Origin of the sequence: Streptomyces sp. NPDC051243 (assembly GCF_044455405.1) — a bacterium.
In the GTDB taxonomy this organism is placed as follows: domain Bacteria; phylum Actinomycetota; class Actinomycetes; order Streptomycetales; family Streptomycetaceae; genus Streptomyces.
On sequence record NZ_JBITES010000009.1, the window covers coordinates 227,297 to 240,740 of the forward strand.

The following is a 13,444-nucleotide window of genomic DNA, read 5'->3' on the forward strand; positions in this document are numbered from 1 at the left end:
GCCGGGCCCGGGGTCGTGATGGCCACTCTGGATCGCATGACAACGACAGCGGTCGCATTCGACCAGGTGAGCAAGGTATACGGCGACGTCCGGGCCGTGGACGGCCTGAGTCTGACCCTGCACCCGGGGGAGACCGTCGCCCTGCTCGGCCCCAACGGCGCCGGCAAGTCGACCACGCTCGATCTGCTGCTCGGCCTCAAACGGCCTGACAGCGGGACGGTCCGCGTCTTCGGGACCGGACCGCGCGAGGCGATCGTCGCCGGGCGGGTGGGGGCCATGCTGCAGAGCGGCGGGCTGATGGACGAGGTGACCGTCGCGGAGCTGGTGCGGCTCGCCTGCGATCTGCACCCACGGCCGTACCAGGTGTCCGACGTCCTGGCCCGTGCCGGCATCGCGCAGATCGCCGACCGCAAGGTCGACAAGCTCTCCGGCGGCCAGGCCCAGCGCGTCCGCTTCGCCCTGGCGACCGCCGGCGACAGCGACCTGATCGTCCTGGACGAGCCGACCACCGGCATGGACGTCACCACCCGCCATGCCTTCTGGGCCACCATGCGCGAACAGGCCGACCAGGGCCGTACGGTCCTCTTCGCCACCCACTACCTGGAGGAGGCCGACGCCATCGCCGACCGGGTGCTGGTGCTGCACCGGGGCCGGCTGCTGGCCGACGGCACGGCGGCCGAGATCAAGGCCAAGGCCGGCGCCCGGAGGATCTCCTTCGACCTGGACGATCCGCAGACCGACGAGCCGACCCTGCGCGCGCTGCCCTTCCTCAGCACCATCGCCGTCTCCGGCCGCACCGTCCGCATCCAGTCCACCGACGCCGACGCCACCGTCCACGCCCTCTACGGCCTCGGCGTGTACCCCCGCAACCTCGAAGTCGCCGGCCTCGGCCTGGAACAGGCCTTCGTCGCCATCACCGAGGCCGAGGAGGCCCGTTCATGAACAGCCTCATCAAGCTGGAACTCACCCGCGCCCTGCGCAACCGCAAGTTCATGTTCTTCTCGGTGATCTACCCCTCGGTGATCTTCCTGCTGGCCTCGAACCAGAACGGGACCGACGGCGAGGTCGCCGGCACCGGTCTTACCGTCGCGGCGTACGTCATGGTCTCCATGGCCTCCTTCGGCGCCCTGACCGCCGTGCTGATGGGCAACAGCGAGCGCATCGCCAAGGAGCGGGAGAACGGCTGGGTACGGCAGCTGCGGCTGACCACGCTGCCCGGGCGCGGCTATGTCCTCGCCAAGACCGCCGGTGCCGCCGTCGTCAGCCTGCCGTCCATCGTGGTCGTCTTCCTGGTCGCCGCCGTCGTCAAGGACGTACGGCTGGACGCCTGGCAGTGGCTCGCCCTCACCGCCGCGATCTGGGCCGGCAGCCTGGTCTTCGCCGCGCTCGGCGTCGCCATCGGCTACCTCGCCTCCGGGGACGCGGTCCGCCCCGTCACGATGATCGTCTACTTCGCCCTGTCGATCCTCGGCGGCCTGTGGTTCCCGTCCTCGAGCTTCCCGGTCTGGCTGCAGGACATCGCCGAGTGGCTGCCCACGCACGCGTACGCTGCCCTGGGGCGGGCCATCGAGCAGAGCCGGGCCCCGCAGGCCCAGGACATCGCCATCCTCGTCGCCTTCTTCGTCCTGTTCACCGGCGGCGCGGCCTGGCTGTACCGGAAGGACACGCTGAAGGCGTGAGCAGCGTCGGCATCGGGCAGCGCCCGCAGAACCGCAGGCAGAAGGCCGTCAAGTTCCTCTGGGTCGGGATCTGGCTCGCCTACCTGAGCGCGCCGGTGAGCGATCTGCTGCACGGCGGGCACAGCCGCGGCGTCGTCGTCCTCGGCTGGATCGGCCTGGTCGCCTTCGTCGCCTGGTACTTCGCCCTGATCTTCCGCACCGGACGCGGCGAGACCAACGGCGTGGTGCTCGCCTCGATCGCCGTGCTGGCCACCCAGGCGAGCGTGCTCGCCCTCACCCTGGGCCGCGAGTGGCTCGTCCTGTTCGTGTACGTGGCGATCTCCAGCGGCGTCGCCCTGCCGTTCCGCCTCGCCCGCTGGACCGTGCCGGCGGTGTCCGCCCTGCTGACCGGGGTCGCCCTCGCGGTCCCCGGCGGCGCGGCGTTCCTGGCCGGACTGCTGTTCCCGGCGCTTCTCGGCGGCTTCTCCATGACCGGCGTACGGGAAATCATCCGCACCAGCATCGAGTTGCGGGAGGCCCGCGCCACGGTCGCCCAACTGGCCGCGAACGAGGAGCGGTTGCGGCTGGCCAGGGACCTGCACGACCTGCTCGGCCACTCCCTGTCCCTGATCACCATCAAGAGCGAACTCGCCGGCCGGATGCTCCCCGACCACCCGGACAGGGCCGCCCAGCAGGTCGCCGACATCGAGCAGGTGAGCCGCCAGGCCCTGGTCGACGTGCGGGAGGCGGTCGCGGGCTACCGGCGTCCGCGCCTGGCCGCGGAACTGGCGGGCGCCAGGGTCGCCCTGACGGCCGCCGGAGTGGTGGCCGACCTCCCCGCCGAACCAGACCTCTCCGGCGTCCCCGAGGACAGCGAGACTGCCCTCGCCTGGGCGTTGCGCGAGGCGGTCACCAACGTCGTCCGCCACAGCGGCGCCCGGCGCTGCACCGTGGAACTCCTGCGCCGCCAGACCCTGGACGGCCCCGTCCTCGAACTCTCCGTCGAGGACAACGGCTCGGGCGACCGGGGCAGCGGTCCCGGCAACGGACTCGCGGGCCTGACCGAACGCCTCACGAAGGCGGGCGGCACCCTGGAGGCGGGCGGGACCCGGCACGGCTTCCGGCTGGCCGCCCGCGTCCCGGTGGCCCTGACCTCGGCGGACGTAGGATCCCCGGCATGAGCACGACGATCAGGGTCCTCCTCGCCGAGGACCAGTCGATGGTCCGCGAGGCCCTCGCCGCCCTGCTCGGTCTGGAGGACGACATCGAGGTCGTCGTCCAGGTGGCCCGCGGCGACGAGGTCCTCGCGGCGGCCCGCGAGCACGACGTGGACGTGGCGCTCCTCGACATCGAGATGCCGGGCGCGACGGGCATCGAGGCGGCGGCGCTCCTGCACGCGGAACTCCCGGCCGTGAAGCTGGTCATCCTCACGACCTTCGGCCGCCCCGGCTACCTCCGCAGCGCGATGGAGGCGGGCGCCGACGCCTTCCTGGTCAAGGACGCGCCCGCGGCCCAGCTGGCAGAAGCGGTACGCAAGGTACTGGCGGGCGAACGGGTCATCGACCCCACCCTGGCGGCAGCGGCCCTGGCGGAGGGCGCCAACCCATTGACGGATCGCGAGCGAGAGGTGCTCCGGGCGGCGGAGGACGGCTCGACCAACGCCGAGCTGGCGGCGGCCCTGCACCTGTCCCAGGGAACGGTCCGCAACTACCTGTCGACGGCGATCCAGAAACTGGCGGTACGGAACAGGGCGGAGGCGGTGCGGACGGCGAGGGAGAAGGGCTGGCTGTAAGTCGCCGACCAGCGGCAACGCCGCCAGGGGCGCGGGGCTGTATCGATGTGCGGCTCCGCCGCGTGGGCGCGATCAGCCACGAAGCACTCGCACTCGCACAACCACGCAAGCTTCTCCGGCGAACCGGCGAACCGGCGAACCGGCGAACCGGCGAACCGGCGAACCGGCGAACCGGCGAACCGGCGAACCGGCGAAGATCAGTTGAGCATCGCCCGAGCCGCCCGAGCCTGCCCCCGCACCCGCTCCGCCGCCCCCTCGTCCACCGCACTGATCAGCTCCGCGTACCCCTCCAACTCCACCGCCCCCTCCACGAACTCCCCCCTCTGCACCAGCAACTGCCCCCGCTCGAACCGCAACCGCGCCGGATGCGACGGCAGCAGCAGCGACAACTCCACCGCCCACAGCGCCACGTCCGTCCGCTCGGGCCGGGTCGCGGCCCAGGCCCGCACATTGTTCAGAATCCGCAGCACCACATCCAGCGGATCGGCCGGCGTCAGCATCGACGGATGCAACGGCGCCCCCGTGGCCCCCGCCACCAGCAGCTCCGCATCGCCCCCCGTCAGCACGCGCCCCCCGTCGAACGGATCGGCGAGCACCTGCTCGTCCGTCGGCCCGAACCCCACCACGAAGTGCCCGGGGAGCGCGACACCGTACACAGGCGCCCCCGCCCGCCGAGCGACCTCCATCCACACCACCGACAGCAGGATCGGCAGCCCACGCCGCCGCCGCAGCACCTCGTGCAGCAACGACGACTCCAGCCGCTGATAGTCCGCGGTGGAGCCCCGGAATCCGTACCGCTCCCCGAGCAGCTCCCGCAGCGCGACCGCCCACGACCGCGGCCCCCCGGGCCGGAACGGCAGCTGCCCGGCCAGGGCGTCCAGCTCCACCTGGGCGGAGTCCATCCCCGCCTCGTCCAGCGCCCCGTCCGCCTCGGCCCCCACCAGCAGACACAACGTGGACAGATCGGGCCGCTCGGACCGCGCCTCCTCGGCGAACCGCCGCCGCAGTTCGGCGGAGCGCTCGGGCGGTGGGGGGTAGGGGGGACGCATAGCTGGCTCGTGCCCTTTCACGGCGATCGGTACTACCGTCCGGCGCCGGTCGTACCCGGCGTCTCCGGTTCCCGGTAGTGGTGGTACGTGTGATGCGCGGTGAACCCCATCCCGGCGTACAGCCCCCGCGCCCCCGCGTTCTCCGTCTCGACCTGCAGCCACGCGGCCGAGGCCCCCTCGTCCAGGGCCCGCCGGGCCAGAGCCGCCATCACCCGGGTGGCCAGCCCCTGCCGCCGCAGCGCCGGATCGACCTCCACGGCGGCGAACCCGGCCCACCGCCCGTCCACGACACACCGCCCGATCGCGGCGGGCGCGTCACCCGCGGCGCCGGGGACGGTCGCGAACCACACGGACGGCCCGCCCGCCAGCACCTTCAGGGCCACGTCGCTCACCCCCTTGCGCTGATACCGCCCGAGCCAAGCCTCGTCCGCCTCCCGGGACAGCACCACCCCGCCACCCTCGGCCCGGTCGGCGACCGGCGCCAGCGCCCCGATCCACATCTCCGCCGAAACCTCCCGCACCCACCCCAGCCGCTCCAGCTCGGCGCACAGCAGCTCCTGTGTGCCGGCGGCGCCGGTCGCGGTCTGGACGTACGCGGGGAGCCCACGGTCGCCGTACCAGCGCCGTACGGCGTCGAGCGCGGCCTGGAGCGGCATCCCGGGGTCGCCGATCGGCAGCACCGAGTTGGCCCGGCGGGTGAACCCCGAGGCGGCCCGCAGCTCCCACTCGCCGAGCCGCTCGCTCTCGAGCGGCCGCCACGCGCGCGTGGCGACGTGCGCGAGTTCCTCGTACGAGGCGGCGGGTCCCCGGCGCCGGGCGGGGGCGGCCGGGACGACCTTGCCCGCGACCAGCGACGATTCCGGAATGCGGACGATCTCGCCACTCTTCCGTGTGATCAGCAGCACACCGTCGTCCCATGATGCGAGAACACCCACCGTGTCGGTGAACTTCTCACCCTCCGCCGCAGGATCGTTCAGGCGGCGTACGGAGACCCGTTTACCCACGTCAGCAGCGGTGATACGGACCTCAAGGCGCCCCGTCGCAGAGATTTCCACAGGTCAGTTCACCCCTCCTGTTCGGATCATGCCCAAGAACGGAGATACTAGGGGCGGGCATCGACGACGCCGCGCTCCCGCGCGCCAGGCGGCGGAGCCTGTGGAGGCCCGCCAGCGCCCTATCGAGGAGGAACGACAGCGTGACCTACGTCATCGCGCAGCCTTGTGTCGACGTCAAGGACAAGGCGTGCATCGAGGAGTGCCCGGTCGACTGCATCTACGAGGGCTCCCGGTCCTTGTACATCCACCCGGACGAATGCGTCGACTGCGGAGCCTGTGAGCCGGTCTGCCCGGTCGAGGCGATCTTCTACGAGGACGACGTGCCGGAGGAGTGGAAGGACTACTACAAGGCGAACGTCGAGTTCTTCGACGAGCTCGGCTCGCCCGGCGGTGCCAGCAAGCTGGGTCTGATCGAGCGCGACCACCCGTTCGTCGCCGCACTGCCGCCGCAGGCCGAGTAATCCCCGCCGGCGACCCGCACAGCGTGCCGCCTCGGTCCCGTACGGCCTGAATCACCGTGATCACCCCGATCGCCTGATCGCCGTACGGGACCGAGGCGTTGCCGTATCCGGCAAGAGCAGTGGCAGTACCAGCGGCCGTACCAGAAAGTGAGCCAGATCCCGTGTCCGTGTCCGCAGTCACCGACCGCCTTCCGACCTTCCCCTGGGACAAGCTGGAGCCGTACAAGAAGACGGCCGCCGCGCACCCGGGCGGCATCGTCGACCTCTCCGTCGGCACGCCGGTCGACCCGGTTCCCGAGCTGATCCAGAAGGCCCTGATCGACGCTGCGGACTCCCCGGGCTACCCGACGGTCTGGGGCACCCCGGCGCTGCGCGACGCGATCACGGGCTGGGTGGAGCGCCGCCTGGGCGCCCGCGAGGTCACCCACCGCCACGTCCTGCCCATCGTCGGCTCCAAGGAACTGGTCGCCTGGCTCCCCACCCAGCTGGGCCTCGGCCCCGGCGACAAGGTGGCCTACCCGCGGCTGGCCTACCCGACGTACGAGGTGGGCGCGCGCCTCGCCCGCGCCGACTACGAGGTGTACGACGACCCGACGGAGCTGGACCCCGAGGGCCTGAAGCTGCTCTGGCTGAACTCGCCGTCGAACCCCACGGGCAAGGTCCTGTCCAAGGCGGAACTCACCCGGATCGTGGCGTGGGCCCGCTCGCACGGCATCCTGCTCTTCTCCGACGAGTGCTACCTGGAGCTGGGCTGGGAGGCCGACCCCGTCTCGGTCCTGCACCCGGACGTGAACGGCGGCTCGTACGAGGGCATCGTCGCGGTGCACTCCTTGTCGAAGCGCTCGAACCTCGCGGGCTACCGAGCGGCCTTCCTGGCCGGCGACCCGGCGGTCCTCGGCCCCCTGCTGGAGATCCGCAAGCACGGCGGCATGATGACCTCGGCGCCGACCCAGGCGGCGGTGATCGCGGCCCTCGGCGACGACGAACACGTCCGCGTCCAGCGCGAGCGCTACGCCTCCCGCCGTGCCGGCCTCCGCGAGGCCCTGGAACGCCACGGCTTCCGCATCGAGCACAGCGAGGCCAGCCTCTACCTCTGGGCCACGAAGGACGAGTCCTGCTGGACCACGGTCGCCCACCTCGCCGACCTCGGCATCCTGGTGGCCCCCGGCGACTTCTACGGCGAGGCGGGCGCCCGGCACGTACGGGTGGCGTTCACGGCGACGGACGAGCGGGTGGCGGAGGCCGTGCGACGGCTGGCGTAACGGCCACGACGGGGGCACAGCCCGCAGCGCGGGGCACCGCCCGAACGCGCCCCGGCCCCAGCCGACGTAACCACGCACACACACAAACCGACGGGGCCCAGGAACTCCCTGAACCCCGTCGGCTCAACGCCGGCTCAACGCCGGCCAAACCCAGGCGGTCAGCCGATCGGCAGGGCCTGCACCGGCAGCGACCCGGTCTTCGGCACGCCACCCTCCGTGGCCGCACCGGCCGTGTCACCGAGGACGGTCCCGACCGATCCGGCCAGGCCACCCGCGGTCTCCTGCGCCGCGGGCGTCGCCTTCTTCGCGACCTTGCTGCCGGCCTTGGCGGCGGTCGGCACCGCCTTCTTCGCGGTCTTGCCGCCGGTCTTGGTCACCTTGTCGCCGGCCTTGGTCGCGGTCGGCAGCGCCTTGTCGACGGCCGTGTCGACGGCGCCGCTCGCGATCCCGGTGGCGTTCTGAGCCGCACCGTCGACGACGCTCGTGCTGTCGACAGCGGTCAGCCCGCCGACCTTGGAGGCGTCGGGCAGTTCGGGGGCCGCGCTGGCGGAGCCGGCCGCACCGACCCCGGCAGCCGCTCCCGCAGCGACGAGCAGCGCGGCACGGGCGATCCGGCGGGTCAGGGGGAGGGACATGATGCTCCTTCGACGGGTAAGTCGGATGAGAACGATGAAGTGTCCGACCAATCCCGGTAGTTGACCGACTGGCTGTTGATCTCCGGGCTCGGACGCAGTGACTACCGCTCGAAGCCCCCGAAGGTTGCGGCGCCGCAACGTAAAGAGTTGGCAATGCGTCGCATAATCGCCTGCGGATAAAAACGGTCAAATCGCGTCGCGCCGGAAAGCCTGCCGAATCCTTACAGCCCTTTGTTCTCAAGGCCTTTGACGGATACGAGGATGACCGCGCGAAATCCCGCGCACGCCGTCGCCGGTCGACGTCCCGGGTGACCCGTGCGGGTGGATCCCCGAACGGCTGCCCGGCTAGTGGGTCGTGACGATCCGGACCGCGTCGAGCCCGCTGCTCGACCCCGACGCACCCGCCCCGGCGATCGCGCGCCACTGGCTGTCGGTGTGCCCGGCGGTCCACTCCCGCCCGGCGTACGACACCCGCCGGATGTGCAGGTCGGAGGCGTTGGCCACGGCCCAGTGGGCCAGCTGCCACCCGCGCTCGCGGACGCTTCGGCCGGCGACGGAGCCCTTGCCTCCGGTCACCGGCAGCAGGACGGTCCGCCCGTCGCCCTCGATCGCGGAGCCGGTCGGCGTGGGCGTGGCCTTCGCGGCGCCCACTTCGGCGGCGGCGGACTGGATCGCGTCCTGCCCGAAGTCCCGTACGAACGCGGCCCGTACGGAGTCCGGACCGTCGGCCGAGGTGCCCCCGGCGAGCCCTTCGCAGGTCAGCGTCGCGGCCGAACGGCCGGTGAGTGCGGCGGCGAGCAGCGTCGCGTCCGGCTCGTGCTTGGCGTACGCCTCCGGAAAACCGCTGCGCTGGACGCGCTGGGCGGCGACGGTGAGCGGCAACTCCGTGTAGTCGCGCACCTTCACCAGGTGCTCGTAGAAGATGCCCGCCGAATAGATCGGGTCCAGGATCTCCCGCTGCGTGCCCCAGCCCTGCGAGGGCCGCTGCTGGAACAGGCCCAGCGAGTCACGGTCGCCGTGGGTGATGTTGCGCAGGCCCGACTCCTGCAGCGCGGTGGCGAGGGCGATCGTCACGGCCCGCTCGGGCAGCCCGCGCCCCGTGCCGACGGCGGCGATCGTGGCGGCGTTCACCGCCTGCTCCGGCGTGAACTCGTACCGCGCGCCGTCGCCCTTGCCCGACACGACCTCGCAGCCCGGGGCTCCCGCGCCTCCGGTGACGTACTGCACCGCGAGATACCCCGCGACGGCGAGCAGGACCACGAAGGCCGCCCCGCTGCGCAGGAGGCGGCCACGACGTTTCGGAGAGGCGGTCGACTTCGGCACGTCCTACAAGGTAGCCGAGGTTACTGGGGGGTATGGGCGCAGTGGGAAAACAGCGAGGACGACCCGGCGGGTTAGGGTCGGCACCATGGCCGACACCTCTCTTGACCTCACGCTGAACGCCGCCGAGCTCACCGCGCAGCTCGTCGACTTCCCTTCCGTCAGCGGCACGGAGAAGCCCCTCGCGGACGCCATCGAGACCGCCCTGCGCGCCCTGCCGCACCTGACGGTGGAGCGGTACGGCAACAACGTCGTGGCCCGGACGAGCCTGGGGCGGCCGGAGCGCGTGATCCTCGCCGGCCACATCGACACGGTGCCGATCGCGGACAACGTCCCGTCGAGGCTGGACGAGGACGGCGTCCTGTGGGGCTGCGGCACCTGCGACATGAAGTCGGGCGTGGCGGTCCAGCTGCGCATCGCGGCCACGGTCCCGGCCCCCAACCGCGACCTGACCTTCGTCTTCTACGACAACGAAGAGGTGACCGCCGAGCTCAACGGCCTCAAGCACGTGGCCGAGAACCGTCCCGAGTGGCTCGAGGGCGACTTCGCGGTGCTGCTGGAGCCGTCGGACGGCGAGGTGGAGGGCGGCTGCCAGGGCACGCTCAGGGTGCTCCTCAAGACCAAGGGGGAGCGCGCGCACTCCGCGCGCAGTTGGATGGGCTCGAACGCGATCCACGCGGCGGCGCCGATCCTGGCGCGGCTGGCGTCGTACGAACCGCGCTATCCGGTGATCGACGGCCTGGAGTACCGCGAGGGCCTCAACGCGGTCGGCATCTCGGGCGGAGTGGCGGGCAACGTCATCCCGGACGAATGTGTCGTAACCGTCAACTTCCGCTACGCACCGGACCGTACGGAGGAGGAGGCCATCGCGCACGTCCGCGAGGTCTTCGCCGACTGCGGGGTCGAGGAGTTCGTGGTGGACGACCACAGCGGCGGCGCGCTCCCCGGCCTCTCCCACCCGGCGGCCGCGGCGTTCATGGCCGCGGTCGGCGGCACCCCGCGCCCGAAGTACGGCTGGACGGACGTCTCCCGGTTCTCCTCCCTGGGCATCCCCGCGGTCAACTACGGCCCCGGCAACCCGCACTTGGCGCACAAGCGGGACGAGCGGGTGGAGACGGCGAAGGTCCTGGCGGGGGAGGAGCGGCTGCGGGCGTGGCTCACCGCGTAGGGGCGTGGTGACGGCGGGCGCCGGAGGGGCGGGGCGTGAATCGAGCCAGGGGATCGCCCGGACGGCGCTTCACGGCGGTCATGCTCACGTCCCCCGTCCGTAACCCGCGTGGATCTACGCTGAGGTGGAAAGACCTGCAACACCCGCAGGCCCCGCAGTGGAGGGAGCGCACATGGCTACCGGTAACCCCGAGGGGAAGAAGCAGCCACCGGAGGAGCAGCGGCTGGGCCCGGTGCTGCGCAGGCGGGGCCAGGTGACGCCGAGCACCACGGACCAGCGGTTGCTGGACGAGCGCGCCCCCTCGGACTGGGTCCACACCGACCCCTGGCGCGTCCTGCGCATCCAGTCGGAGTTCATCGAGGGCTTCGGCACACTCGCCGAACTCCCGGCGGCGATCAGCGTGTTCGGATCGGCCCGCACGCCTGCGGGCTCGCCGGAGTACGAGGTCGGCGTCCGTCTGGGCCGGGGCCTGGTCGAGGCCGGTTTCGCGGTGATCACCGGCGGGGGGCCGGGCGCCATGGAGGCGGCGAACAAGGGCGCCTGCGAGGCGAAGGGCATCTCGGTGGGCCTGGGCATCGAGCTGCCCTTCGAACAGGGGCTCAACCCTTATGTCGACATCGGCCTGAACTTCCGGTACTTCTTCGTCCGGAAGATGATGTTCGTCAAGTACGCCCAGGGCTTCGTGGTCCTCCCCGGCGGCCTCGGCACCCTCGACGAACTCTTCGAGGCCCTCACCCTGGTCCAGACCCAGAAGGTCACCCGCTTCCCGATCGTCCTCTTCGGCAGCGAGTACTGGGGCGGCCTGGTCGACTGGCTCAAGAACACCCTGATCGCCCAGGGCAAGGCCTCGGAGAAGGACCTGCTCCTGTTCCACGTGACGGACGACGTGGACGAGGCGGTGGCGTTGGTGTCGAAGGAGGCGGGGCGCTAGGCCGTGTCCGCAAAGTCCCGCCTGCCCGCGGCGTAGCGCCGGGCTTGAGCCGAAGTGGAGCGGCCGGTGCTGGACGGGTGCGGTCCGGACCTTCCGGTACGGTCCGGACAAGTCGCTAGGCCAGCCCCCGCCGCGCCACCGCCGGCGCCCGGTGGCCCGCGATCGACGCCACCATGTCCAGCACCTGCCGCGTCTCCGCCACCTCATGCACCCGGTACACCTGCGCGCCCAACCACGCCGACACCGCGGTCGTGGCCAGTGTCCCCACCACCCGCTCCTTCACGGGCTTGTCCAAGGTCTCCCCGACAAAGTCCTTGTTCGACAGCGACACCAGCACCGGCCACCCCGTCTCCACCATCTCCCCCAACCGCCGGGTCGCCTCAAGACTGTGCCGCGTGTTCTTCCCGAAGTCGTGCCCGGGATCGATCAGGATCGACTCCCGCGGCACCCCCAGCGCGAGCGCCCGCTCGGCCAGGCCCACCGTCACCCGCAGGATGTCCGCCATGACGTCGTCGTACGTCACCCGGTGCGGCCGGGTCCGCGGCTCCGCGCCTCCCGCATGCGTACACACCAGTCCCACCCCGTACCGCGCGGCGACCTCCGCCAGCCCCGGATCCACCCCGCCCCAAGCGTCGTTCAGCAGATCGGCCCCCGCCTCGCACACCGCCGCCCCGACCTCGGCCCGCCAGGTGTCCACGCTGATCACGACATCGGGAAACCGCCGCCGCACCTCCGCCACGAACCCGACCGTCCGCCGCGCCTCCTCCTCGGCGGTCACCTCTTCCCCCGGCCCGGCCTTGACCCCTCCGATGTCGATGATGGCCGCCCCCTCCGCCACGGCCTGCTCCACGCGCGCGAGGGCCGGCTCGTCGCGGAACGTCGCCCCCTGGTCGTAGAAGGAGTCCGGGGTCCGGTTCACGATCGCCATGATCACCGGCTCGTGCGTGCCGAACTCACGCGTGCCCAGCCTGAGCATCCCCTGTGACCTCTCCTAGTACGTCCTGGCAAGTCGCCTGCTTACGGCCGCCTGCGACCCTAACTGTCAGAGTCGCATGGCACGATCGGACACTGAGACACTCGACCGCACGCATTACCGACCGTGGGGGCCACAGCGATGGTTATGTTCCTGTTCCTGGTCGTCGCGCTGGCCGTCGTGGTCGCCGCGGTGACGCTCGCCGTGGTGGGCGGCGGCGAGGGCGACGGCCCGCTGCCGGAGGCCGCGCCCGAGCGCCTGCAGGACCCGCTGCCGCCGGACCGCCCGGTCAACCGCGCCGACATCGAGAGCCTCCGCTTCCCCCTCGCCGCCCGCGGCTACCGCATGGCCGACGTCGACGACGCCCTCAGCCGCCTCGGCGCCGAGCTCGCCGAGCGCGACGCCCGGATCGCCGACCTGGAGTCCGCGCTGGCCGGCGCCCAGGCGTCGACCGGCGGCCACATGCCGCACGTGTCGATGGAGAAGCCCGGCCAGGAGGAACAGCAATGAGCGACGGCACGGCCCTCGCCGGCCCGGACGGCGCACTGCGCTGCCCCTGGGCCCTGTCCACCCCGGACTACGTCACGTACCACGACGAGGAGTGGGGCCGCCCGGTCCACGGCGACGACGCGCTCTACGAACGCCTCAGCCTGGAGGCCTTCCAGTCCGGCCTGTCCTGGATCACGATCCTGCGCCGCCGCGAGGGCTTCCGCGCCGCCTTCGCCGACTTCAGGATCGCGAAGGTGGCCGCCTTCACCGACGACGACCGCGACCGCCTCCTCGCCGACCCGGGCATCATCCGCAACCGAGCCAAGATCGACGCGACCCTCGCCAACGCACGCGTACTGGCCGACTGGACCCCGGGCGACCTGGACGACCTGATCTGGTCCCACGCCCCGGATCCGGCTGTGCGCCCGGTCCCGAAGACGCTGGCAGACGTCCCGGCGGTCACCCCGGAATCGACGGCCTTGTCCAAGGCCCTGAAGAAGCGAGGCCTGCGCTTCGTGGGTCCGACGACGGCGTACGCCCTGATGCAGGCGTGCGGTCTGGTGGACGATCACTTGCAGGCATGCGCCGCCAGAAGCGCCCCTTGAGGGGCGCGGGACTGTATCGATTCGCGGCTCCGCCCCGCAGGCGCGA

General features: G+C 71.9%; 15 protein-coding genes. 10 read left to right on the forward strand and 5 right to left on the reverse strand.

Going from position 1 to position 13,444, the window contains the following annotated elements; translation table 11 throughout:
• The first annotated feature begins 36 nt into the window (after window positions 1-36).
• The 4 genes from ACIBAG_RS24105 to ACIBAG_RS24120 are packed head-to-tail and all read left to right on the forward strand — an operon-like array spanning window position 37 to window position 3,450.
• A complete protein-coding gene (locus ACIBAG_RS24105) occupies window positions 37-942 on the forward strand; it encodes an ABC transporter ATP-binding protein (protein WP_399107559.1) in 906 nt (301 codons plus the stop codon).
• Window positions 939-1,679, forward strand: a complete 741-nt coding sequence (locus ACIBAG_RS24110) for an ABC transporter permease (RefSeq protein WP_399107560.1) — start codon at window positions 939-941, stop codon at window positions 1,677-1,679. Before ACIBAG_RS24105 ends, ACIBAG_RS24110 begins: the two co-directional genes overlap by 4 nt.
• Window positions 1,676-2,839, forward strand: a complete 1,164-nt coding sequence (locus ACIBAG_RS24115; RefSeq protein WP_399107561.1) for a sensor histidine kinase — start codon at window positions 1,676-1,678, stop codon at window positions 2,837-2,839. The genes ACIBAG_RS24110 and ACIBAG_RS24115 overlap by 4 nt, the downstream gene beginning before the upstream one ends.
• Window positions 2,836-3,450 carry a response regulator gene (locus ACIBAG_RS24120; RefSeq protein WP_399107562.1) on the forward strand — a complete coding sequence of 205 codons (615 nt, stop codon included), beginning with the start codon at window positions 2,836-2,838 and terminating at the stop codon, window positions 3,448-3,450. The genes ACIBAG_RS24115 and ACIBAG_RS24120 overlap by 4 nt, the downstream gene beginning before the upstream one ends.
• Window positions 3,451-3,647: 197 nt before the next feature.
• On the opposite strand, the gene ACIBAG_RS24125 is transcribed toward ACIBAG_RS24120, so the two are convergent.
• Window positions 3,648-4,499 carry a tetratricopeptide repeat protein gene (locus tag ACIBAG_RS24125; protein WP_399107563.1) on the reverse strand — a complete coding sequence of 284 codons (852 nt, stop codon included), beginning with the start codon at window positions 4,497-4,499 and terminating at the stop codon, window positions 3,648-3,650.
• 32 nt (window positions 4,500-4,531) lie between these two features.
• Window positions 4,532-5,554, reverse strand: a complete 1,023-nt coding sequence (locus ACIBAG_RS24130; RefSeq protein ID WP_399107564.1) for a GNAT family N-acetyltransferase — start codon at window positions 5,552-5,554, stop codon at window positions 4,532-4,534.
• Between the two features lie 140 nt (window positions 5,555-5,694).
• Between ACIBAG_RS24130 and fdxA the strand changes: the two genes are divergently transcribed.
• Together fdxA and ACIBAG_RS24140 are read left to right on the forward strand one after the other, a co-directional pair.
• The gene (gene fdxA / locus ACIBAG_RS24135) at window positions 5,695-6,015 is read left to right on the forward strand and encodes a ferredoxin (protein WP_003998156.1); all 321 of its coding nucleotides are present in this window, start codon (window positions 5,695-5,697) and stop codon (window positions 6,013-6,015) included.
• A 167-nt stretch (window positions 6,016-6,182) separates the two neighbouring features.
• Window positions 6,183-7,277 carry a bifunctional succinyldiaminopimelate transaminase/glutamate-prephenate aminotransferase gene (locus ACIBAG_RS24140; protein WP_399107737.1) on the forward strand — a complete coding sequence of 365 codons (1,095 nt, stop codon included), beginning with the start codon at window positions 6,183-6,185 and terminating at the stop codon, window positions 7,275-7,277.
• A gap of 158 nt (window positions 7,278-7,435) precedes the next feature.
• Here the strand turns inward: ACIBAG_RS24140 and ACIBAG_RS24145 are convergent, their stop codons facing one another.
• Entirely contained in the window at window positions 7,436-7,912 is a 477-nt protein-coding gene (locus ACIBAG_RS24145; RefSeq protein WP_399107565.1) for an ATP-binding protein, read from the reverse strand.
• 345 nt (window positions 7,913-8,257) lie between these two features.
• Entirely contained in the window at window positions 8,258-9,235 is a 978-nt protein-coding gene (locus ACIBAG_RS24150; RefSeq protein WP_399107566.1) for a heavy metal transporter, read from the reverse strand.
• A gap of 85 nt (window positions 9,236-9,320) precedes the next feature.
• On the opposite strand from ACIBAG_RS24150, the gene dapE reads away from it, so the two are divergent.
• Entirely contained in the window at window positions 9,321-10,400 is a 1,080-nt protein-coding gene (dapE, locus tag ACIBAG_RS24155) for a succinyl-diaminopimelate desuccinylase (RefSeq protein WP_399107567.1), read from the forward strand.
• A 172-nt stretch (window positions 10,401-10,572) separates the two neighbouring features.
• Window positions 10,573-11,331: a TIGR00730 family Rossman fold protein gene (locus ACIBAG_RS24160; RefSeq protein ID WP_399107568.1), complete on the forward strand. Its 759-nt coding sequence runs from the start codon at window positions 10,573-10,575 to the stop codon at window positions 11,329-11,331.
• A 115-nt stretch (window positions 11,332-11,446) separates the two neighbouring features.
• On the opposite strand, the gene folP is transcribed toward ACIBAG_RS24160, so the two are convergent.
• The gene (folP, locus tag ACIBAG_RS24165; protein ID WP_399107569.1) at window positions 11,447-12,307 is read right to left on the reverse strand and encodes a dihydropteroate synthase; all 861 of its coding nucleotides are present in this window, start codon (window positions 12,305-12,307) and stop codon (window positions 11,447-11,449) included.
• A gap of 144 nt (window positions 12,308-12,451) precedes the next feature.
• Here folP and ACIBAG_RS24170 point away from each other — a divergent pair, with 144 nt between their 5' ends.
• Both ACIBAG_RS24170 and ACIBAG_RS24175 read left to right on the forward strand, forming a co-directional pair.
• Entirely contained in the window at window positions 12,452-12,814 is a 363-nt protein-coding gene (locus tag ACIBAG_RS24170) for a DivIVA domain-containing protein (protein WP_399107570.1), read from the forward strand.
• The gene (locus tag ACIBAG_RS24175; RefSeq protein WP_399107571.1) at window positions 12,811-13,398 is read left to right on the forward strand and encodes a DNA-3-methyladenine glycosylase I; all 588 of its coding nucleotides are present in this window, start codon (window positions 12,811-12,813) and stop codon (window positions 13,396-13,398) included. The genes ACIBAG_RS24170 and ACIBAG_RS24175 overlap by 4 nt, the downstream gene beginning before the upstream one ends.
• The last annotated feature ends 46 nt before the right edge of the window (window positions 13,399-13,444 follow it).